The 21,325-nt window shown below is 68.1% G+C and carries 22 protein-coding genes and 2 tRNA genes; 13 read left to right on the top strand and 11 right to left on the bottom strand.

The genetic code is table 11. The annotated features are described in order from the left end of the window. Positions 1 to 20: 20 nt before the first annotated feature. Positions 21 to 815 carry a hypothetical protein gene (locus tag NIE79_RS11820; protein WP_238678585.1) on the bottom strand — a complete coding sequence of 265 codons (795 nt, stop codon included), beginning with the start codon at positions 813 to 815 and terminating at the stop codon, positions 21 to 23. Positions 816 to 1,028: 213 nt separating this feature from the next. On the opposite strand from NIE79_RS11820, the gene NIE79_RS11815 reads away from it, so the two are divergent. The 10 genes from NIE79_RS11815 to NIE79_RS11770 all read left to right on the top strand — a co-directional run bounded on the left by NIE79_RS11815 (position 1,029) and on the right by NIE79_RS11770 (position 9,454). Continuing rightward, positions 1,029 to 4,151, top strand: a complete 3,123-nt coding sequence (locus NIE79_RS11815; RefSeq protein ID WP_238678584.1) for an AfsR/SARP family transcriptional regulator — start codon at positions 1,029 to 1,031, stop codon at positions 4,149 to 4,151. A 25-nt stretch (positions 4,152 to 4,176) separates the two neighbouring features. Beyond that, positions 4,177 to 5,094: a hypothetical protein gene (locus tag NIE79_RS11810; protein WP_238678583.1), complete on the top strand. Its 918-nt coding sequence runs from the start codon at positions 4,177 to 4,179 to the stop codon at positions 5,092 to 5,094. Between the two features lie 9 nt (positions 5,095 to 5,103). Further along, positions 5,104 to 5,724, top strand: a complete 621-nt coding sequence (locus tag NIE79_RS11805; protein ID WP_238678582.1) for a dihydrofolate reductase family protein — start codon at positions 5,104 to 5,106, stop codon at positions 5,722 to 5,724. A gap of 16 nt (positions 5,725 to 5,740) precedes the next feature. Then, complete coding sequence (locus tag NIE79_RS11800; protein WP_238678581.1) at positions 5,741 to 6,193, top strand: hypothetical protein; 453 nt, start codon at positions 5,741 to 5,743, stop codon at positions 6,191 to 6,193. Positions 6,194 to 6,533: 340 nt separating this feature from the next. After that, the gene (locus NIE79_RS11795) at positions 6,534 to 6,725 is read left to right on the top strand and encodes a hypothetical protein (protein ID WP_238678580.1); all 192 of its coding nucleotides are present in this window, start codon (positions 6,534 to 6,536) and stop codon (positions 6,723 to 6,725) included. A gap of 146 nt (positions 6,726 to 6,871) precedes the next feature. Beyond that, positions 6,872 to 7,576, top strand: coding sequence for a TMEM175 family protein (locus tag NIE79_RS11790; RefSeq protein ID WP_238678579.1), 705 nt, complete (start codon positions 6,872 to 6,874; stop codon positions 7,574 to 7,576). Between the two features lie 67 nt (positions 7,577 to 7,643). Continuing rightward, positions 7,644 to 7,898: a type II toxin-antitoxin system Phd/YefM family antitoxin gene (locus NIE79_RS11785; protein WP_238678578.1), complete on the top strand. Its 255-nt coding sequence runs from the start codon at positions 7,644 to 7,646 to the stop codon at positions 7,896 to 7,898. Continuing rightward, a complete protein-coding gene (locus NIE79_RS11780; protein ID WP_238678577.1) occupies positions 7,895 to 8,269 on the top strand; it encodes a type II toxin-antitoxin system VapC family toxin in 375 nt (124 codons plus the stop codon). The genes NIE79_RS11785 and NIE79_RS11780 overlap by 4 nt, the downstream gene beginning before the upstream one ends. Before the next feature lie 160 nt (positions 8,270 to 8,429). Further along, positions 8,430 to 8,996, top strand: coding sequence for a DNA topoisomerase IV subunit B family protein (locus tag NIE79_RS11775; protein WP_238678576.1), 567 nt, complete (start codon positions 8,430 to 8,432; stop codon positions 8,994 to 8,996). Between the two features lie 32 nt (positions 8,997 to 9,028). After that, the gene (locus tag NIE79_RS11770) at positions 9,029 to 9,454 is read left to right on the top strand and encodes a hypothetical protein (RefSeq protein ID WP_238678575.1); all 426 of its coding nucleotides are present in this window, start codon (positions 9,029 to 9,031) and stop codon (positions 9,452 to 9,454) included. On the opposite strand, the gene NIE79_RS11765 is transcribed toward NIE79_RS11770, so the two are convergent. Genes NIE79_RS11765 through NIE79_RS11755 form a run of 3 tightly spaced genes read right to left on the bottom strand, consistent with a single transcriptional unit; the run spans position 9,384 to position 11,198 of the window. After that, positions 9,384 to 10,154, bottom strand: a complete 771-nt coding sequence (locus tag NIE79_RS11765) for a cytidylate kinase family protein (protein ID WP_238678574.1) — start codon at positions 10,152 to 10,154, stop codon at positions 9,384 to 9,386. The two genes, NIE79_RS11770 and NIE79_RS11765, sit on opposite strands and share 71 nt — an antisense overlap. Positions 10,155 to 10,171: 17 nt before the next feature. Continuing rightward, positions 10,172 to 10,360, bottom strand: coding sequence for a DUF397 domain-containing protein (locus NIE79_RS11760; RefSeq protein ID WP_238678573.1), 189 nt, complete (start codon positions 10,358 to 10,360; stop codon positions 10,172 to 10,174). Next, positions 10,350 to 11,198: a helix-turn-helix domain-containing protein gene (locus NIE79_RS11755; protein ID WP_238678572.1), complete on the bottom strand. Its 849-nt coding sequence runs from the start codon at positions 11,196 to 11,198 to the stop codon at positions 10,350 to 10,352. The genes NIE79_RS11760 and NIE79_RS11755 overlap by 11 nt, the downstream gene beginning before the upstream one ends. A gap of 197 nt (positions 11,199 to 11,395) precedes the next feature. On the opposite strand from NIE79_RS11755, the gene NIE79_RS11750 reads away from it, so the two are divergent. Together NIE79_RS11750 and NIE79_RS11745 are read left to right on the top strand one after the other, a co-directional pair. Further along, on the top strand, positions 11,396 to 11,542 hold the full coding sequence (locus NIE79_RS11750) for a hypothetical protein (RefSeq protein ID WP_238678571.1): 147 nt from the start codon (positions 11,396 to 11,398) through the stop codon (positions 11,540 to 11,542). After that, positions 11,539 to 12,726, top strand: a complete 1,188-nt coding sequence (locus NIE79_RS11745) for a helix-turn-helix domain-containing protein (RefSeq protein ID WP_238678570.1) — start codon at positions 11,539 to 11,541, stop codon at positions 12,724 to 12,726. The genes NIE79_RS11750 and NIE79_RS11745 overlap by 4 nt, the downstream gene beginning before the upstream one ends. 99 nt (positions 12,727 to 12,825) lie before the next feature. Here the strand turns inward: NIE79_RS11745 and NIE79_RS11740 are convergent, their stop codons facing one another. From NIE79_RS11740 to NIE79_RS11715, 6 genes are all read right to left on the bottom strand, one after another. Next, the gene (locus tag NIE79_RS11740; protein ID WP_238678569.1) at positions 12,826 to 14,259 is read right to left on the bottom strand and encodes a tetratricopeptide repeat protein; all 1,434 of its coding nucleotides are present in this window, start codon (positions 14,257 to 14,259) and stop codon (positions 12,826 to 12,828) included. Between the two features lie 92 nt (positions 14,260 to 14,351). Continuing rightward, complete coding sequence (locus NIE79_RS11735) at positions 14,352 to 15,419, bottom strand: protein kinase domain-containing protein (protein ID WP_238678568.1); 1,068 nt, start codon at positions 15,417 to 15,419, stop codon at positions 14,352 to 14,354. 226 nt (positions 15,420 to 15,645) lie between these two features. Beyond that, positions 15,646 to 15,722 (bottom strand) — tRNA-Ile (locus NIE79_RS11730). A gap of 121 nt (positions 15,723 to 15,843) precedes the next feature. Then, positions 15,844 to 17,082 carry an FAD-dependent oxidoreductase gene (locus NIE79_RS11725; protein ID WP_238678567.1) on the bottom strand — a complete coding sequence of 413 codons (1,239 nt, stop codon included), beginning with the start codon at positions 17,080 to 17,082 and terminating at the stop codon, positions 15,844 to 15,846. Further along, on the bottom strand, positions 17,072 to 19,189 hold the full coding sequence (locus NIE79_RS11720) for an MMPL family transporter (RefSeq protein WP_238678566.1): 2,118 nt from the start codon (positions 19,187 to 19,189) through the stop codon (positions 17,072 to 17,074). The genes NIE79_RS11725 and NIE79_RS11720 overlap by 11 nt, the downstream gene beginning before the upstream one ends. Before the next feature lie 157 nt (positions 19,190 to 19,346). Next, a tRNA-Asn gene (locus NIE79_RS11715) sits at positions 19,347 to 19,419 on the bottom strand. Positions 19,420 to 19,680: 261 nt separating this feature from the next. Here NIE79_RS11715 and NIE79_RS11710 point away from each other — a divergent pair. Then, positions 19,681 to 20,085, top strand: a complete 405-nt coding sequence (locus NIE79_RS11710; protein ID WP_238678565.1) for a hypothetical protein — start codon at positions 19,681 to 19,683, stop codon at positions 20,083 to 20,085. 64 nt (positions 20,086 to 20,149) lie between these two features. Here the strand turns inward: NIE79_RS11710 and NIE79_RS11705 are convergent, their stop codons facing one another. After that, positions 20,150 to 21,157 (bottom strand): sugar phosphate isomerase/epimerase family protein, encoded by a 1,008-nt coding sequence (locus NIE79_RS11705; protein WP_030488695.1) that lies wholly within the window; start codon positions 21,155 to 21,157, stop codon positions 20,150 to 20,152. Positions 21,158 to 21,325 lie beyond the last annotated feature (168 nt).

The raw sequence follows: 21,325 nt of genomic DNA, 5'->3' as shown, positions 1-21,325 counted from the left end.
AACCACCGCCACCGACGCCGCTAGCCGGTGTACTTGCCGTTGCGGGTGTCCCCCGACGTGCCGTCGTAGGACACCTTGCGGTAGCGGTGCACCGAACCCTTCTTGACCGCCTGCCAGTGGTCCGCCGCCACCTCGTAGTCGTGGTGCTTGTAGTAGTCACCGGCCGACTTGTAGTAGATCCGGTGCCGGGCGTACCCGCCGCAGTTGGCCAGGTAGCTGTAGGAGTACATCTTCATGCCGCCGAAGTCGGACGAGTAGTACGTCTTCGGCTGATGCCACAACGAGCCCGGGTTCGGGTAGCCGGGCAGCTCGGCCCAGTTGTACGAGTTCCAGTACAGGTCCCAGCAGGTCATCACCGCCGCCGCGGCCATGCCGCCCGACGTCGGCGCGGCTAGATCGTCGGCGACGACCACTGACGCGGTGATGGTCCGGTAGGCCAGCTCCGGCGGGGTCGGCGTGCCGGCCGGCGGCTCCGACAGCAGCTCCCGCGGCACCGGCACGGACCGGGGCGTGATGGTCAGGTACGTCTTCAGAATGCCCTGCTTGTCGTCGTACGCCAGGGGCGCGTTGCGGCCCATCGCCCCGTCCTGGCGAATGCCCCAGTCGCCGGACTCCGCGTCACGGGAGAACACCACCCGCACACCGTTCTGGTAGCCCAGCCGCGCCAGCTCGATCTCGCGGTCCGCTGGCTCGTCGCCGTACACCACCGAACTCGACCCCCCGGCGGCGCTGGCCGGCGCGGCGTTCCACGCGGCCACCGTCGGCAGGACGACCAGCACTGCGAGCAGTGCGCGTCCCGACAGCACTCTTGCCATCACAACTCCTCATCCGATCGATCCGGAGACGCGGACCCGGACGGTTCACGCCTCTACGTGCCTTCGACATCCTTCGAGGCGAGGTTCAGAGCGCCGTCAAGGTGGCATCAATCGCGTCCCGGATTCGGTGTCGTAACGGCGACGTTCACGTACGTAAGCCCGCCGGCGCAGCGCCAAATGAGACATGAACCAGCTTCGACTGGGAGGCAGCCGATGAGCGCAGCAGCGGATCACGGGTTGAGCCGACGGTGCACCCTCGTGGTGGGCGCGGCCGGGTACGGCAAGACGTTCGCCGTACGAGACTGGCTGGGCGACCGCCCGGTGCGCTGGTGCGACGCGGCGGACGTCGCGGCCCTGGCGACAGCCGGGCCGGAACGCCTGGTCTCGCTGAGCGCCCGATCCGCGCTGGACCTGCCCGTCGACGAACCAAGCTGGCTCGTCCTCGACGACGTGCCGCGACTCCCCCGCCGCCGGCTACAGGCGCTGCTGGACAGCCTCGAAGACCTGCCGCCGCAGCTCAGGGTGGTTCTCCTGACCCGCCACCCGCCGACCCTCTCCCGGCGGCAGTCCGGGCTGCTCGCCGAGCACGGGCCGCCGGACCTCCGGCTCTCAGTCGACCAGGTGGCGTCCGTCCTCGCCGACCACGGCCTGACCGACCCGACACTCGCAGCCCGGATCCACGACGCGACCAGCGGTTGGCCGGCCCTGGTCACCCTGGCCGCCCGGACGGCCGCTGCCGCCGGCACCGACTGGGACGATCTGACCGAGCCGGGTACGCCGCTGGAGTCGTGTCTGGTGCGTGACGTGTTAGCGGAGCTGGCGCCGGAGGTCCACCGGCTGCTGCGGGACGCGGCGCACCTCGATCCGTTCCACCCGGACCTGGCCCGCGTGCTCGGGCACCGACACGGAGTTCACTGGCTGGACCAACTGGCCCGGGCCGGCCTCCTCGTCCCGACGACGAGCGGGCACGGGTACCGGATGGTGCCGGTCGTCGCCAGCGTCGCCCGACGCCGGTTCCCGTTGGCCCCGGCGGCGGCGCAACGCCTGCACGCGAGAGCGGCACCGTGGTACGCCGAGCACGGGTTCCTCGTTCCGGCCCTCCGGTCGTACCAGGAATCGGGTCTCACCGAGGCGGCAGCGCGGATCCTCGCCGACCACGGCGCGGCGCTGCTCGCCGCGGGCGGCGCCGAGGCCGTCGTGGACGCCTTCCAGTCCCTGCCCGAGCGCACCCGGTCCGACGGCCTGCGGCTGCTCTACGGGGAGGCGCAGCAGATGCGCGGCGACTTCGAAACCGCACTCGCGTCGTACGCCGTGCTGGCCGACCGTCAGAAGCCCATGGCGGCGGGCCTCGCCTGGCGGTACGGCCTGGTGCACTATCTGCGCGGCGAACCGCACTCCGCCCTGGAGGTCTTCCAACGTGGTGTGCTCGACGCGCGCCCGTCCACCGACAACGCCCGACTGCTCGCCTGGACCGCCGCGGCACAGTGGACCAGCGGGAACACCGCGGCGTGTCAGGACAACGCCGAACGGGCCCTCGCGGCGGCGACCGCTGTCGGAGGTGACGCGGCGCTCGCCGCCGCGCACACCGCACTCGCCCTGGACGCCAAGCTTCGTGGTGATCGACCGGCAGCCGACGAGCATCACGAGAAGGCGCTGCGCGCTGCCGAGGCGGCACGCGACACCGTCCAGGTCACCCGCATCCGCGCCAATCGGGCGTCCGCTCTGGTGGGCGAGGGCCGATACCTCGAAGCACTGGCGGAGGTGCGGCCCGCCGTGGAGTTGGCCCAGACCAACGGGTACGCCGCGATGCTCGCGCTGGCGCTCTGCAACGAGGGCGCGGCGCACTTCCACCTCGGTCACCTCGCCCAGGCCAGCGCGTGTTACGAACGTGCCGTACCGCTCCTTCAACGGATGGGGTCCCGCAAGGTGGCGTACCCGTTGGTGGGTATCGGCGATATTCACGCACTGCGGGGCCGCACCAACCTGGCCCGCGCGGCGTACGAGGAGGCGCTGCGCGCCAGCGAACCTGTCAACGACCTCCAGATCCAGGTGCCGGCGCTCGCCGGGTTGGCTCGGGTGCTGGCCGCTGAGGACGGCGCGACGGCGTTCGCCCTCGCCCAACGCGCTGTCGAGCTGGAACGCGGGCCCGACTCGGCGCTCGCCCGACTCGCGCTCGGCTGGGTGGCGCTGGAGATCGGCGACCGCACCCGGGCCGTGGAGGTGGCGCTGACCGCGTCCACCGCCGCCCGGCTGCATCGCGACCGCGCGGCGCTCGCCGAGGCGCTGGAGCTTCGCGGGGCCGCCGCCGCCGACACCGACGACACCCGTCGTGCCTGGCGGGAGGCGGCGGCGACGTTGCGCGACATCACGTCGGTGGTGGCCGCGGACCGCCTCACTGTGTTGCTCAGCCGGCTGCCCGGGGCGGATCCCCAGGAGCGCGTCGACGCCCGGCTGGCCGCTGAGCGGCTGGCCAGTGCCGGTGTGCCGCCGCCGACGCTCAGCCGGCAGGGCCCACGCCGCGTCACAGAGGTCACCGTCCGCACCCTCGGACGCTTCGAGGTGTACGTGGACGGCGCACAGGTGATGGCGCCGGCCTGGCAGTCACGTAAGGCCCGTGATCTTCTCCGGATCCTCGCCGCCCGGCGTGGTCGCGCGGTGCCTCGCGAGCAACTCGGCGAGACGCTCTGGCCCGGCCAGGATCCGGGCCGGGTCGGTCACCGGCTCTCCGTGGCGCTGTCCACCCTCCGGGGCGTGCTCGATCCGCAGCGGCGCAGCCCCACAGACCACTTCATCATCGCCGCGCACCCGAGTCTCGCCCTCGACATCGGTCACCTCGAACTCGACGTCGAGGAGTTCCTCACCGAATCGGCACACGGTCTCCGGCTGGCCGAGCAGGGGGAAACCGAAGACGCAGGGGCCTCGCTGCTCCTCGCCGAACAGCGCTACCGGGGAGACTTCCTGGAGGACGAGCCGTACGACGACTGGTCCCGACCGACCCGCGAGGAGGCACGCCGGGTCTACCTGCGCGTGGTACGCAAGCTGGCCTCGCTCGCCCGCGACGCCGGCGACGTCGACGAGACCGTCCGCCACCTCGGCCGCGCTCTCGAACTGGAACCCCACGACGAGGGTGTGCACGGCGAGTTCATCCGGACGTTGGCGGCGGCGGGCCGGCACGGCGAGGCCGCACAGGCGTACCGACGCTACGAGGAGGCGATGTCCGCCATCGGCGTGCCGGCCCAGCCGCGAGACAAGGTGTGCGGCACATCCCGCAGGGAGCCCATCCCTGCGGCGACATCCACCGGGCAGCACGCACGGACCCTGGAAGCTACCCTCTAGCGCATTACGGCAGAGAGGTGCGCCGATGAGCCATCGGCTGCGGCGCGTCGCAATGGTGCTGCTCGGTGCGGTGTTGCTGGGTACTGTCGGCCTGAGCCTCGGTGCCTGGTACGGCGGCCGCGGTGTCACGCCGCCCACCGACGACCAGGCGCGGACAATGGCAGCGCAGTTGCTTCCTGGCGCGGTGCCGGTCGACTCGGGTCGAGTCGTGCAGGGCTCCCGGTGGGGCGTCGATCTCGCTGCCGACGACCTGGGTTCGGGCCAGGCGTTCTTCTGGTACGTCGATGGTGACGACTGCGGGCTCTCCGAGCAGCTTCGACGCAACGCCGTGTCGCAGGGCTGGCAGGGCCTCCGCCGCGTCCCTGGCTACCTGTGCGACGGCTGGCGGGCTGAGCGCGACGGGCTGACGATCACGCTCGACTACTCGGCGAGCGGGACAGAGCTGACCATCGCACCGGCCGCGCCCGGCACGTTCCTCGTCAGCACTGTCGCTGGCACCGTCGCCGGCGCCGCAGCCGGCGCGGCGCTGTTCGGGTGGGTGGCACGGCGACGTCGACCCGTACCCCTGCTGGTCTGCACCCTGGTGACGGCTGGCCTCCTCCCGGGCACCGCCCTCACCTGGGCGGCCCTCGGCCGGGGCGCGGCCGACGAGCCGGTGTGGTCCGCCTGGCCCGCCCTCGCCCCCTTGCTGGTGCCACTGTGGCTCGTTCTCCTACTGCTGGGTGTGTACTCGTTCCCGAGGTGGCAGAGCGGGAGAGACCCCAGCTCTCGGGTCACGGCGGTGGTGGTGACTGTCGCCTGCGGCATGGTCCCCTTGGTGATGATGGCCGGTCTGATCCTCATGTTCCTTCTCGCGCAACCCGATCGTCCGGCTGCCGACCCCGTCGTGCCGTGGCCGACCGTCGACGGCCGGAACGTCCAACCGTCCCCGTCCCCCCGATAGGTGAGTGCAGTGACCACACGTAGCGGCAGGGTGATCGCCGACCAGACCATCTCCGCCGACGGGTACTCGGCCGGGCTCAAGCAGACCGAGGAACGCCCGTTCGGTGACGATGGTGGCGACGGCTGGGGCCGAGGGCTGCACGCCTGGATGTTCGACGCCGCTGAGGAGAACCAGGCCGAGCTCGACCTGAGCAACGCCGCCTCAGCGGTCATCATGGGCCGCAACATGTTCGGTCCGGTGCGCGGCGAGTGGGATCGGCAGTGGAACGGCTGGTGGGGTGAGGACCCACCGTTCCACAAGCCGGTGTTCGTGCTCACCCATCACGCGCGCGAGCCGCAGCCCATGGCGGGCGACACCACCTTCCACTTCGTGACCGACGGGATCGAGTCGGCGCTCGCGCAGGCACGCACGGCGGCCGGTGGCGGCGACATCCTGATCCACGGCGGCGCGACCACCATCAACCAGTACCTCGCCGCCGGTCTGGTCGACGAACTGCGGTTGCACATCGCGCCGATCACCCTCGGCGCCGGCGTGCGGCTGTTCGACGGTGTTCCGGCGCTGACCCTCGAACAGGTGACGGCGCGAGCGGCAAGCACGGTCCTGCACGTGACCTACCGAGTGCTCTCCTAGACCGGCGGAGGATGCGTTGTCTGCCATCGCGTCACTGACAGTGGTCCCCAGGGACAGCATCACCGAGCTGGCCCGCCTGGCCCGCACATCGCCGTCGTCGTTCCACACGTATCTGGCGGAACACGGGAGCAAGACGCGGCAGGAGTACGACTGGTCCGGCTACTGCATGCTGTACGTCCTGACCTATCTGGAGGAGCGCGGCATCGACCTGGAGCCGTCGGAGTTCAACGCCGAGTCCGAGGCCATCAACAGCGCGTACGGCCTGACCACGCTCATCACTCCAGCCCCGGGGTTGTCGGAACAGCTCGATCCCGGCGCGCACCGCGAGGAGGAGTTGGCCGCCCACTTCGCGGACATGGGGGTGGTTTTCGAGGAGAGCGGCCTGGCCGGTCTGGACACGTTGAGGCTGTTGCGCGACACCATTTCCGACCTTCGCGACGACCAGGTGTTGCTGATCAACATCGGCTGAGGCCGACTCATCCAGACGGCGTCACCACCGCGTGAATGGGTTGGCGGGGCCTGGTCGTGGTGTGGCAGGGTGCTCGTCATGACTCAGCTCCGAAAGGCCAATGGCGCGTAGGTCACCTGGTGCGCTGCGCGCACTGTTGACGTCGGCCGGGCGGAATGCGGGCAAGCTCCGCCCCATCGATGGTCTGTCGAACGGCGCGAACGCGGCGATCGCCAGGCTCGAAGGCACCCATCCGGGTTTCGTTTCAGTAGCGACCGCGCTGGCCGGCTACCGTAGCGTCATCCGACGCTCGGGACGGTGGCTGGATCTAGGGGATGACTGTCCCTGTCCGGGTTGCGATGTGTTGTACCAGCGAGACGTCCTGGGCGACGCGATGCGCCGACTGCCAACGGCCGCCCGCCGCGAGTTGCGACGTGTCGTCGACCCGTTGGACGAGGAGTTTCTCCGGAAGACGCTGCCTGACCCCCGAGCTGCCGAGCTGAGTCCGTGGCACGCGCAGGCGTGGTGGCGGCAACGGGTCAGGGATCGGTGACGGCAGCAGGGGCTGGTACGGCAGCCGCAAGCCGGTTTGGCTCATACGAAGGCGGGAACCCGCGGCACCGGACGGCTCTTGGATCACCACCGTGGGCAGCCCTGCCTGCGGTGCGTGACCGGGTGCTCTCACCCTGGGGGAGGCTCATGCGCTGGTTCCGCGCGGCCCACGACGCCTCCGCGAAGGACGCGAACAGATCCAGCAGCCCGATCGGTGCGGAACGAGATCCGAAGCGGCTGGTCACCTTCAGCGACGCGGTCATTGCCATCGCCGTCACCCTGCTCGTCCTGGAGATCCAGCCGCCGGAGGACACCGAACACCTGCTCCGCGGCCTCGCCGAACTGTGGCCCTCATACGTGGCGTACGCCATCACCTTCCTGCTGATCGGACAGATGTGGGTGAATCACCACGTCATGTTCGACCACATCCGCTCCGCCGACCGCATGCTGCTCCTGCTCAACACCCTGCTGCTGATGGTGATCGCGTTCCTGCCGTTCGCCTCCTCCCTCCTGGCCCACGCGTTCGAGTCCGGCCACGGCAAGCGCACCGCACTCATCTTCTACGGGGCCACCTACGTGGTGGCCGCCATCCTCTTCAATGTGATCTGGGAGTACGCCAGGCACGGCCGACGCCTGCTGACCTCCGCCACCGACAACGACACCGCCCGGGCGATCAGCAGGCGCTTCCGCCCTGCGCCGTTCTGGATCGTCGTCGGGACCGCATTGGGCGCTCTTCATCCGGTCGTGGGCCTCGTAGTGGTCATCGCGTTCATCCCCTTCTACTGGCTCCCGATCAAAGGCGAGGTCGGCAGCATTCAGCGCACCCGCGAGCAGAGTCGCGGCGACACATAGCCGTACCGCTGGCACATGAGGCCGAACAGGCTAGACTAAGCCCTTAGCTAACCATGGAGGTTGTGCCATGTCGGCTGAGGCCGCGCACTACAACATGCACGATGCCAAGACCCATTTGTCGCGAATCATCGAACGAGTCGAGCGCGGCGAGGAGATCATCATCGACCGGGCCGGCACGCCGGCAGCAAAGGTCGTGCCGTTGGTCCGGCGGGCCAACCGCACTGCGATCGGCTCCCTCGCCGGGCAACTGGACCTCTCCGGCGACTGGGACTCACCACAGACCAACGCCGAGATCGCGGCCGACTTCGGCATCGGCGCATGACCCTGCTCCTGGACACCCACGTCGCGCTCAGGGCCATCACCGGCGACGCGAATCTCGGCGCCGAGTTCCTCGACCGGCTACGCCATGAGCCGGACATCTTTCTCTCCCCGGTCACCCTTTGGGAGATCACTGTCAAACAAGGCACGGGGAAGCTCGTCGGACCCTCTGACCTGGCAGAGCGGGTGAGAGACATGGGCTTCCGTGAACTCCCGGTGACTCACACCCACGCCATCGCCGCCGGTCGCCTGCCACCGCACCACCGCGATCCCTTCGACCGCATGCTGGTGGCGCAGGCAATCATCGAGAATTTGACCCTGGCCTCCCGCGACCCGTCGATCGCGCTGTACGACGTGGACGTCCTCAAGGTATAAGGCCGGCTGGACCAACACCCGCGACAGACGAGAGGCCCGGCCCAAACCCGCCAACGGGCTACCTGGCCGCCCGTAATGGGCCCGCGTTGCCGGGCATCCTGAAAAGGCCGTCCCGCCGCACCTTCTTCTCTTTCTCGACCGGTTCGGGCACCGTAAGCCCGTGAGTGAGTACACCGCAGCGAACATCACGGTCCTGGACTTCGACGAGTCGGTCCGCCGCCGCCCGGGCATGTACTTCGGGGCCGATGCGCACCTGGCAACCAGCGTCTTGACCGCCGTCGTCATTGCTTCGCTCCACCCGGGCCCGAGAGTCGCGCCGACCGGTGCACCCGAGGTCACCGTCGAGATCCTCGGCGAGCTCGCGTTCTCGATAGGTGACAACTGGCCGACCGGCCCGGACGGCTCGATGGCCGGCTACTACGACTCCCTCCTGACCTCCTACCGCTGGGTCCACGCCGCAGCCGCAGCGGTGAGCACCCACACCACTGTCGAGACCTGGCACGGGGGCCACGGTCTGCGTCAGGACCTCGTCGGCCTACGCCCCACCGGCCCAGCCCACGATGTCGACGCACCGGGCGGCACCGGCACCACATTGACCTACCACCTCGACCCGTCCTACTTCACGCCGTCCACCCTCGACTCCCCCTCCCTCGACCTCCACGCCGAAGGCTGCTGCGATCTCCCGGGCCAGTACCGTCTCCGCGACCTGCGTTCCACCACATCCTGAGGGGCAGCCAGCCACACATCGACCGTTGTAGGGTGCGCGCCGTGGGATACACAGTGGTTCCTTCGGGTCGTCTGCACCTCCCGGAGTCGGACGACGCCGCTGCGGTCGCCGCCGTCCAGGCCGCCCTGGCCGGCCGAGGAGGCTGGTATCGGCCGGATGAGTTTCCGCCGAATGGCACGCTGGTTGACCTGGCGGACCCGGCCAGGGCCACGATCGTTCGCGACGGAGACTGGATCGAGTTCGGGTACGACGACGAGGGCGACCCCAAGTGGTCGAACCAGACAACTGCCTTCTACGTCGCGATCGCGCCGTTCGTGCGCTCCGGAACCGTCCAGATCGAGGGCGAGGACGGCGCCCGCTGGTCGTACACCTACGCGAACGGGCAGCTCACCCAACAGGGTTGGAACGGTTGGGATGGCTCGATCGAGCCGTTCGGCGAGTATGTGGACCATCCGTAAGGCGGTCACCCCCTGGCCGCCAGGACTTCGGAGAACGGGTCTCCCACACCGGCTGCTGGGGCTCGTCGTTGTGCACGACGATGTCGGCGTGCTGGGTCGGGCGGGCCGTAGCGAAGTACAGCTGCTGCGAGGGGATGTAGCGCTCGCGCCAGCGTCGTTCGATGTCGGCCCGAGTTGACACCCGGCTCTCTCGGATCACGGCACGATCCACTGTCTTCTCCAGCGACGTCGACACGAAGATGCGCAGGTCCCACCGGTCAACCAGTTCCGGACGCAGGAGGAAGACGCCGTCGAAGACGAGCACGGCGTCGGCCGGGGCGGTCGTGACCGGCGGGGACAGCACGGCGTCCGCGGTGCGGTCGTAGACAGCGGGCTGGAAGCGTCGATCTCCGCCCGGGCCGAGCGGATCGAGCAGAACCCGGTTCAGCGCCTCGTGGTCGTGGGTGTCGTAATAGCAGCCTTCGGCCGAGTACTCGCCGCGCGGATAGCGCCGCGCCCGGGGGAAGAGGAATTCGTCGATCGTGGCGCGGATGACGTCGCGGCCCTGTTCACGCAGAACGGCGGCCAACTCGTCGGCGAGTGTGGTCTTGCCGGCGGCGGGCGGTCCGTCGACGGCGACCCGCGTCGGGTGGGCGACCGTGACGGAGCCAACCGCCTCAGCCAAGCGTCCGAGCAGCTCGTCGCGGGTGCCTCGAACCATGCCACCGTCCTGCCGGGTCAGGGGCGGCAGGCGTTCGTTTTGATCGTGTCGACGAACGCGTCCCAGGCGGCAGGTGCGAAGCTCAGCGTCCCGGCATCGGGCGCCTTGGAGTCGCGAACGTCGACCTGGACGCGCCGGTCGCGCACCTCCACACACTGGCCGTTGCTGCCGGAACGGCTCGACGTACGCCAGGCGTTACGTTCCATGCTTGCTCAGCTCCTTGATGAACCTGATCGACTCGGCGGGTGACATCGCCAGCGTCCTCAGATTGTCGTACGCCGCCGACAGCCGCGCCAGGTCGCGACTCGACTCAAGGAACAGCTCGCCGGCCAGTGTCTCGATGTAGCCGAGTGGTGGCTCGTCCCGCTCGAAGCTGAGCAGGACGAAGCCACTGCTGTCCGCCAGGTGGGCGCCGGCCTCGAAGCGCAGCACCTGGATGGTCACGTTCGGCAGCCGACTCAAGGTGACCAGGTGATCGAGTTGCTCACGCAGCACGTCCGGGCCGCCCACCTCGGTGCGCAGGGACGCCTCGGACAGGATGGCGTGCATCCGCAGCGGAGTCGGTTTCCGACGCAGCACCTCCTGCCGAGTCATCCGGGCGGAAACCCGCTGGTCGATGGTCTCCTGGTCGGTCTCCCGGCCGATGACGTTGACCTCGCGGGCATAGCTCTCGGTCTGGAGTAGACCGGGCACGAGCATCGGCTCGAAGTTCTTCAGTTCCACTGCCTCGATCTCGTACGCGATGTAGGTGGCGTACTTGCCACCGAGGCGCTGCCACCAGCCGTCCTCGCGCAGACCGCGTGCCTGATCGAGCAGCGAGACCCCCGGCTCCTCGTCGATCTTGACGCCGTACGCGACCAGCAACTCCATGACATCGCCGACCCGAGGTCTGATCTCGCCCGACTCGATCCGACTGATTCGAGACGGTGAGCAGGCGAGGGTCTCCGCCACTCCCTCACCGGTCAGACCCTTGGCTTCGCGGAGCTTGCGCAGCTCCCGGCCCAGTCGCCGAGAGCGCGGTGTCGCGGGCGTGAATCGAGGCATGTCGTGATTCTGCGCCGTGCCTCGCGTTTCCCGGCGCGCTGACTCACGTGCTCGGCGTGTCGATCATGGCCATCTTCTTGCCTTGCATCACATGATGCGCAACGCTGGTGACCGTCAGCAACGAAACATGGCCACAGCGTGAGTCACGGGCGTGGCACTCCCCCGACCCCCGGCGTCGTCAGAAAGCGAGCGTGCGCATGGTTCCCGAAGTCGTGTCGATCGTGTTCGGCGGCCTGGTGCCCGGGTTCCTGGCCGGGCTGCTCGCCTTCCGGGTCAAGTCGCGATGGTGCCCGCGCTGCGGCGAGGCCACCGATGCCATCCAGCCGTCGCCGGAGCGGGAGTGACGCCCGAGCCCGCCCGCCGCGACGGCAACGAGCCGCCAATCGGGCGGCGGATGGCGGAACTGCGCGCACTTCGGGGCATGAGCCAGCAGGTCTTCGCCGACCGGATCCGCAAGTCGAAGAGCTGGGTGGACAAGGTCGAGCGAGGAGTACGTACCCTCGACCGCCTCTCGGTGATCGAGACGGTCGCCGCAGCCCTCGGCGTCGCCCCGGATGTCCTGCTCGCGGGCAAGGCCCCACGCCAGCAACTCCCCGACACCGGCGGCGACGTGGAACGACTCCGCGCGGCGCTGGCCCGCTACGACCTACCCGCCAGCGGCAAGCCAGCGCCGTCGTTGGCCCAACTCGATGCCCAAGCGGGGTACGCGTGGACGGCGTACCGCAACGGTCACCACCCCCAGGTGCTGCGCTTACTGCCCGACCTGCTCGGCCACAGCCGCACGCAGCCGGGAGACACCGCAGATTTGCTGGTACGGGTGTACCGGCTCGCCGCCCAGGCGCTGGTCAAGCTCGGCGAGGCGGACCTCGCCTGGCTGGCCGCCGATAGGGCAATGAGCGCCGCCTCCGGTGACCCTTTGCGTGCCGGCCTTGCGGCGATCTCTCTCGCGCAGGCGCTGCGAGCCCTGGGGCGAGGCCGGTTGGCGATGACGGCCGCCGTCAACGCCGTACATCAACTGGACCTGGCACCGTCCCACGTTCGCCGGCCCGGTGTGACGGGGACGCTCCTGATTGAAGCGGCGCTCGCTGCCGCCTCCAGCAGGGACGCCAGCGCGGCGGGCGAACTCACCGAGCGCGCGGCTCGCCTCGCCGATGGCCAGCATCAGCACGACTGCGACGGCGTCGGATTCGGTCCCACACCTGTCGACCTCGCCCGCGCCCTGGTCGCCATGTGGTCCGGCGACCACCAATCGGCCGTGACCACCCACCGGCGGGTGACCAGCGGCAACGCCTGGCACCTGCTCCCCGCTGAACACCGGGCCGCTCACCTGATCGACATCACGCACGCCTATCTGGACCTCGGCGACGTACGCGCCGCCGGCCGAGCGCTGGTCGCCGCCGATCGGATCGCCACCTGGGAGACTCGAATTCGTCCCGTAGCCCGGGCAGCGCTGACCGCTGTGTTCCGCACCGGACCCGGTGCGGCCGACGTGTCCCGCCTGGCCGCCAGCATCGGATTAATACGGTAACGAATTTTCGCATCCACCGCCAGGTCGTCTGTTCCAAGCCCAACAATGACTCTGCGGAAGAGAGCATGTCGCGCAGTGCCCTGGCGGCACCGATTAAAGCTATCGGCCCAAGATGGAAGGGTCCTGCATCGACAGCTTACGAAGCCGCGTCTTGACGGCGGCACTTGGACAAGCTTTTGCCAATTCCGTAGCCTTCTTTGAAACCTCGCGCAATACCTCCACTTCACCAATTCTCAGCTCCTCTTCGCACCAAAACAGTGCGGCCAAGGCCGCAGACTCATCGTACTTCATGTGCTCAAGAGAGCGCACAGAAGTCCTATACAGATTCCGCCCCTCTTCCACATTCCCGACTCTCAACGAAACAAGGCCAAGCGTCGCGGAGGCGATCGCCGCACTCATTTCTTCATCATTCGTCAACCTCATTCTAGACAAGGCGTCCTGGGCATCCTCAAGACGGCCCAAGCGTGCACACGCGAACGCAAGATTGTTCAGAAGAAGATTGTCGTGCGGGTAAGCTCGAAGTCCGATCCCGGCTGCGTAGGCAGCCGTCTCATGGTCATCTGCGAGCACGGAGGCAGTATATGATGTAAAGACGGCAGCATCCATCGCGAATGGCTGATCAGCCAGCCATTGAATCGCATTCGATACGGCCAGATCATAGTCTCCGCGACTCGCGAAATACAGAGCGCGAGCTTCGTATCCAGTAGGGGCATCGAGGAGGTCTGACCGACTTTCCTGTAAGTCGGGAACCACCACTCCATGAGTGGATGACCATTCAGCTTGGGCGAGCGCATTATCAGTTGGATTTTCGAGCGAGACGGTCAAGAGTTTGCGAGCTTGCTTCACGCGGCCGGCACGTAGTTCAACAGCAGAAAGAGCGCTCGCCAGTTCGCTTATATGCCAAGGTGGCAGTTCCCTATTGTCAATCACTTTGCGCGCACGGCGCATATGCTTCGAGCTGCGATCCATTGACGTGGATGTTGCAATCTCCGCAGCGAGCACCCAAGGATCGGACAGATGTGACGCATGCCTGTTCAGCATGTAGATTGCGTGGTCGGGATCCTCCCGATAAAGATCCAACCGAGTGGCGGCCCGCAACAAGAAACGGTTAATCGGGCCAATCTGCAGAGCAACAGTCATGGCCCTGCTCGCAGAATCGCTATAGCCCAGCGTAGCGTAAGCCCGCGCGAGATCAGCCCAACGAATGGAGTTGCGCGGCTCGCGGGAGAGAATGCGGCGTAGCTGGGCAACTCTCCTCTGGGCGTGGTCGGATTCGAGCTGAGGCGGGTTTTTAGAAACCTCGATATCAGATTGCCAGCCGGCTTGGGCACGTTCAGCGAGACGCCGGACGGCCCCGGGATGCTCTTGGCTCCGCAGCACCACCTCTGCAGCACGATCGATTGACGGAGACGAGATTTCCATGATTGCAGCCGACGACAGCAGATCGCCAGCGGTATAGACCCCCGGCCGCTCATGAAACGCATGTTCATGCTCGGCTAGGAAATCAACCGGCGCCTGCAAACTTTCTTTCACTCGCAGCGGATCTAGTTCTCCACTGCGACTCGCAAGCCCCCACTGACGCCAGCGCGGAAGTACGTCGCGAGGAGTATCGCTACGAGAAGCGGTCATCGGACACCTCGCTGAAGTTCGATCTCCGCCTTGCGTGTCAGAAGGTCGAGCCGGCTGATAAATCTAACGAGGCTGTAGGGGTTTCCAGCCTGCTGACGCCGACTCACCGGATGCCCACGCAAATGTGGATCCGGTTCGCAGAGATACCCGATCAACTCAGCGACATCAGTCTTTATTTGGTGGGGCATATCTGAAGATATACGACCCACCGCACGACCGAAGGCGTCGCGAACATAGGGGAGAGCTTCGTTGTACGTACCTGTCCAATTTCGCCACGTGTGCATCGGGTGCAGTTCCTGAAAGAGTAAGGCGTTAATAGACACGCCTGTGAACATGAACGCAATTAGGCTACCAAGTTGATAGAGGTCACATGCCAGCCTGCGTGCTCCGAAGTCTGTGGGCGTATCTCCGTACAACTGCTCTGGAGGAGCATAACTAGGGTCGCCAGCAATCCCGAATTGATCGTGACGTGCGGGGATCGCTCGATCAGTCGCCCGGCCAAGGTCGGAAATCTTGTTGACAACCGGTTCCGGCTGAGTCTGATGAGAGAAGACGAGAATATTGGACGGCTTGAGATCCTGATGCGCGATGTGCCGTTGATGAAGTTGTTGGAGTCCCGTTGCCACATGATGAAGGCACCTTAAGCGTATAGCGATATCCAGATGCGCTGCCGAGTTCAGCGCCGCACGGATGTCGCCGTCAGCTCGCTCAAATATGATGTAGTTCACCCTCGGGAAGTAAAATCCTGGAACCTCCACGACCCCCTTCCCGACCGCCAAGACTACTCGTGACATCTTCGCGTCGGCGCACTTCTCCAAAACCTCGCACTCGAAGTTGTATGCCTTGGTGAGTTCCTCAAGCAGCCTGGCCGGATCCGGCGAAGTGAGCGCTCGAGCGAGATTGAGAGCCTTGCAGAAACCTTGAGATCCGTCTTCATTCTCTACCAAATAGCCCGTACAGAAGTTGCCGCCCGTGGCCGTAGGCCCAGGCTCAATTTTCTTCAGGACACGCCATCCACCGTCAAGCTTAAGGCCTAACAAATTCTCGGCGGCGTCGGAGATCATTTACGAGCCCCCTTCTAGATCAACTAGAGCCACTGGGAAACTCTACTCTCGAGGGAAGCTGGCGAGTGAAGGGCGTGCAGCGGCATCGAGGTTGGAGACGGCCGGACACCAAATCGGTCCGCCAGTGGTGGCCTTGTCGACCTTCTGGGGATTGGCTCATCGGCTCTTCGGTCAAAGTTAGCAAGATCAGCATCCGAAGAAGCCACCGTTCGCACACTGGCGCGGTTGGTGGGGCGGGCGGGACTCGAACCCGCGACCGAGGGATTATGAGTCCCCTGCTCTAACCGGCTGAGCTACCGCCCCGAACACCGCGCCGGATCTTATCCCGCTCGGCGACCAGCAGCCAGCATCGAGCCGGCCGGCGCCCACGCCTGCGCCAGCACGATGGGCAACAGGAATATAACAGCGTGCTCGGGTACGCCTGTCAGCCGGCGCGCAGCTCGTCCAGCACGGCGCCGGCGGCGCGCCAGCCGCTGGTGAGAGCGCCCTGGATCGATGGGCTGTCCCGGTGGTCACCGGCCACGAACAGGCCCTCCCCCAACGCCACCGGTTTGCGCAGCCGTCCCTGTGGTGGTGGCGCGGCGGGTAGCGCCTCGGGGATGGCCACTGTGGTGAGGTGGGTCCAGTCGGCGGTGGAGCGGCCGTACAGCCGGGTCAACTCGGCCCGGATGGTCGGCTCGGGTGGGGCCGTCGGGCCGACCACCGAGGTGGCGATCAGGTGCCGTCCGGCGGGCGCGTACGTCGCGGCGGCGTTGCTGAGCACCACTGTGTTGGCGACGAGTTCGCGTCGGTCGCCGTCGACGAGCAGGATCGGTTCGGTGAGCGGCGGCTCGGGCGCGCTGTGGTAGTAGGTGGTGTAGCTGTGCATGCGTACCGTCGCCAGGGCCGGCAGCAGCGCGGCCGCGGCGGGCGGGTCGACGGCGACCACGACGGCGCGGCAGCGGATGTCGCCGGCCTGGGTGCGGACCCGGCCCGGGGTGACCTCCGCGACGGGGGTGTCCAGGTCGAGCAGGTCGGCGGGCAGCGGTGCGGCGATGGCCCGGGGCAGCGCGGCCATCCCTTCGGCGGGCAGGCCGATCCGGCCGCGGGCGAAGGAGCGCAGCACCATCGCCAGGACGTGACTGGAGGTGGAGAGTTCCCGGTCGATGAACACACCGGACAGGAACGGTCGCAGCAGCTCCTCGATGATGGCGTCGGAGAGGCCGGCGCGACGCAGCGCCGTCTCGCTGGTGGTTTCCGGCGCGGCGAGCAGCCGGGACGCAGGCAGTGTGGCGCAGCCGGTGGCGAGCGCGGCGAAGCGCAGCCGGTCGAGCAGGGAGCCGACCCCGGCGAGCGCGGTGCCGGGCCCACCGGTCGGCTCGCGCAGCGGGTTGACCAGCCGCAGCAGCTTGTCGCCCTTGCGGACCAGCACCCCGGAGGTGAAGTAGCCGAGGTTGAGCTGGTCGGTGTCGAGCAGCGTGCCGAGCCGGGGGTAGGCGGTGTTGAGCACCTGGAAGCCCCGGTCGATGAGGTGTCCGTCGAGCACGTCGGTGGCGACTCGGCCGCCGAGCCGACCCTCGGCCTCCACCAGCCGCCAGGGCACGCCGGCTCGGTGCAGGCGGCGGGCGGCGGCGAGGCCGGCCAGGCCGCCGCCGACGATGACCACATCGGTTTCAGCCAGCACCGCGCGCCTCCCGCTCACCGTTCGCCCCTGACAACCGGCCCGGCCACCAGATCTTCGGTCCGATGTCGTACGCGAGTGCGGGCACCAGCAGCGACCGGACGATGATGGTGTCGATCAGTACCCCGATCGCGACCGCCGTACCCAGTTCGACGAGCACCACCAGTGGCAGGACGGCGAGGGCGGAGAACGTCGCGGCGAGCACGATGCCGGCGGAGGTGATCACCCCGCCGGTGACGGCGAGGCCGGCGAGCACCCCGGCGCGGGTGCCGCGCTTGACCGATTCTTCGCGGACCCGGCTCATCAGGAAGATGTTGTAGTCGATGCCGAGCGCGACCAGGAAGACGAACGCGAACAGCGGGAACGCCGAGTCCACGCCGGGGAAGTCGAAGACGTGGCGGAACAGCAGCGCGCAGAGGCCGAGGGTCGCCGCGAAGCTGAGCAGCACTGTGGCGATCAGCAGCAGCGGGGCGAGCAGGGCACGCAGCAGCAGGGCCAGGATGACAGCGATGACCACCAGCACCACCGGGATGATGACGTTCTGGTCGCGCTTCGCGGCGTCCGAGGTGTCCACGTTGATCGCTGTGAAGCCGCCGACCACCGCGTCCGCGCCGGGCACCTGGTGTACGGCCACCCGCAGCTCGCGGATGGTCCGCTCGGCGCCGTCGCTGTCGGGTGGGTCGGCCAGGGTCGCCTCCAGCTGCACCCGCCCGTCGACGACCTTCGGGGCGGCGTTCTCCTCGGGTGGGCCGGTCTGCGGGCCGGCCGGGAGAGGGCGGACGTCGGCGACGCCGGGCACGTCCTTCGCCACCTGGGCGATCTGCCGGGCGGTCTGTTGGGTGGTGAAGATGGTGGCCGGGCTGCCGGTGCCGGCCGGGTAGTGGCGGGAGATCACCTCCTGACCGTCGACCGAGTCGGTGCGCTGGGTGAACAGGTCGGACTGGCCGAGGGTGGTGGCGCCGAGTTGGGTGAGGCCGAGGGTCAGCAGGGCCAGCACGACGGCGGTGGTCAGCCAGATCGGGCGGGCGTGTCGGGCCACGAAGCCGGCGATGCGGCTCCAGATGCCGTGTTCGGCCCGCGGGTCGGCCTGGTCGGCTGGGGGTCGTCGGGGCCAGAACGCCCATCGTCCGCCGAGCACCAGCAGTGCGGGTAGGAAGGTGAGCATCACCAGCAGCGTGGCGGCGATGCCGATGGCGGCGACCGGTCCGAGCGCCCGGTTGGAGTTGAGGCTGGACAGCAGCAGGCAGAGCAGGCTGACGATGACAGTGCCGCCGGAGGCGATGATGGCCGGCGCGGCGCCCTTCCAGGCGGTCTTCATGGCGTCCCACGGGCGGTCGTGCCGGTGCAGCTCCTCCCGGTAGCGGGCGATCAGCAGCAGCGCGTAGTCGGTGCCGGCGCCGAAGACCAGCACGGTGAGGATGCCCTGGGCCTGCCCGTTGAGCTTGACCACGTCCGCGTCGGCGAGCAGGTAGACGAAGACCGAGGCGAGGGCGTACGACATCCCGGCGGCGAGCAGCGGGAAGATCCAGAGGACCGGGCTGCGGTAGACGATCAGCAGGATGACCAGCACCACGACCAGGGTGACCAGCAGCAGTGGTCCGTCGATGGCGGAGAAGACCTCGATCAGGTCGGCGAGCAGGCCGGCCGGGCCGGAGACGTCCACGGTGAGCCCGTCCCGGTCACCGCCGGTGATGTCGCGCAGTTTCTCGACGACGGCGCCGATCTCCTCGCCCTCGGCGTCGTCCACCGGTACGACGACCTGGAGTGCCTGGCCGTCGGCGCTCGGTATGGGTGGGGGCAGCGGGGTGACCACACCGGGGATCTGGGCGAACCGGGCGGCGTCGGCGCTCACCCGCTGCCGGTCCGCGTCGGTGATCCCGGTGGGCCGTTCGTAGACGACCAGCGCCGGGATGGTCTGCCGGTCGACGAACTCGCCGGCGAGGTCCTGGGCGCGGGTCGCCTCGGCGTCGGTGGGCAGGAAGGCGGCGTTGTCGTTGGTGGCGACCTCGCTGAGGCGCCCCGCGAACGGGCCGGACACGCCGCCGATCACCAACCAGGCCAGCACGACCGCCACCGCGATCAGCGTGGCCTTGCCGCCCCGTCCGGACATCCGCACTCACCCCAAGGATCGACGCATCAATCGACGCAGCGGTAGCCTCAGTCGACATCGACCATCCTGCCGGGCAAGCCGGTCGAGGGTGGGTGAAACCGGGTCACACACACGAAAACGCCCGTCGGCCGGTGGCTGACGGGCGTACGTGGAAAAGCTCCCCCGATTGGACTCGAACCAATAACCTGCCGGTTAACAGCCGGCTGCTCTGCCAATTGAGCTACAGGGGATCGTGCTCCGCGCGACTTCGGATCTCCCCGACGCCTTGCGACGGGACAAGAGTACAGGACATACCCCGGCGGCGGTCCAGTGGGTTCCCTCCCCGCCGTCGCCTAGACAATAGGGGTAAATCGCCATCCCGGCACAAGCATGCTTGAGCGGAGAGCAGGATGGGTAGTTAGCTGCGGACAGAGGACGCAGGCGCGAACAGGTCGCCTTCCGACGGGGCAACTCGCCGGGGTGACGGCGCGTCAGGTACGGAAGGAGCCGCCATGCGCGGAAAGATCATGTTTCTTGGCGGGCTGGCTGCGGGATTCGTCCTGGGCGCCCGTGCCGGCCGGGAGAAGTACGAAGAGCTAGTGGTCCGGGGCCGCAAGGTGCTCGACCACCCGACCGTCCAGGAGGCGGCCGGGGTCGCGCAGGCCCAGGCCAACAAGCTCTACAGCGAGGGCAAGGACAAGCTCGGCCAGACCAAACTGGGCGAGAAGCTGGGAAACGGTAACGGCAGCACCGGCAAGCAGGAGCTGACCGCCGCCGACGACGCGTTCGCCGGCACGCCCGCCACAGTGGGCGCCAAGACGGGCACCAGCACGGTCGGCACGACCTCCGGGTCGCCGTCGTCCACGAACCCCCGCACCAAGCCGTCCGGCTCGGGCACGAACGCCAGCACGCTCTGACCAATCGCACGTCGACGGGCCGGTCGCCGCAAGGCGACCGGCCCGTGGTCTGTCCGACGTGCGGTCAGTCCTTGCTGCTGAACGCCGCGTCGAAGGCGGCGCTCGGTGCGTCGAAGGCGAGCCGGCGGACGAACTGCAACGCCTCCGGGGCGCCGACCAGCCGGTCCATTCCGGCGTCTTCCCACTCGACCGAGATCGGGCCGGTGTAGCCGATCGCGTTCAACGCGCGGAAGCAGTCCTCCCAGGGCACGTCGCCGTGGCCGGTGGAGACGAAGTCCCACCCGCGCCGCAGGTCGGCCCAGGGCAGGTGCGAGGCGAGCCGGCCGCGCCGGCCATCGCCGGTACGCACCTTCGCGTCCTTGCAGTCCACGTGGTAGATCCGGTCGGCGAAGTCGAAGATGAAGTTCACCGGGTCCAGCTCCTGCCAGACGAAGTGCGACGGGTCCCAGTTCAGCCCGAACGCGGGCCGGTTGCCGATCGCCTCCAGCGTCCGCTTCGTCGTCCAGTAGTCGTACGCGATCTCGCTGGGGTGCACCTCGTGCGCGAACCGCACTCCCACCTCGTCGAACACGTCGAGGATGGGGTTCCAGCGGTCGGCGAAGTCCTGGTAGCCGCGCTCGATCATCGACGGCGGCACCGGCGGGAACATCGCGAGGGTGTGCCAGATCGACGAACCGGTGAAGCCGACGACCGTCTTCACCCCGAGCTTCGCCGCCGCCCGCGCGGTGTCCTTGATCTCCTCGGCGGCCCGCTGACGAACCCCCTCGGGCTCCCCGTCGCCCCAGATGCGGCCGGGCAGGATGTCCTGGTGCCGCTCGTCGATCGGGTGGTCGCAGACCGCCTGACCAACGAGGTGGTTGGAGATCGTGAAGACCTCAAGGTTGTGCTTCGCGAGGGTCTCCCGCTTGCGCTCGACGTACGAGTCGTCGGCGAGCGCCTTGTCGACCTCGAAGTGGTCGCCCCAGCAGGCGATCTCCAGACCGTCGTAGCCCCACTCGGAGGCGAGCCGGCAGACCTCCTCGAACGGAAGATCGGCCCACTGGCCGGTGAAGAGCGTGATGGGTCGCGCCATTGTCCTTCTCCCCTGATGTGATGGGGATTCCTTGTGCGGACCGGGGCGAGGGTGACCGGACGTACGCGGCACCCGGGCGGTCACCGGTGGGTGCGGAACACACCTGAGCCCGGCGGGTTGCGCCTCCCACCGGGTCACCGGCCACCAGCACGGTCGCCGACCCCCACC

This window comes from Micromonospora trifolii, assembly GCF_022229005.1.
Taxonomy (GTDB): domain Bacteria; phylum Actinomycetota; class Actinomycetes; order Mycobacteriales; family Micromonosporaceae; genus Micromonospora; species Micromonospora trifolii.
Note: the sequence above shows the minus strand (reverse complement) of the source record. Positions and strands in the feature narration are given on the sequence as shown.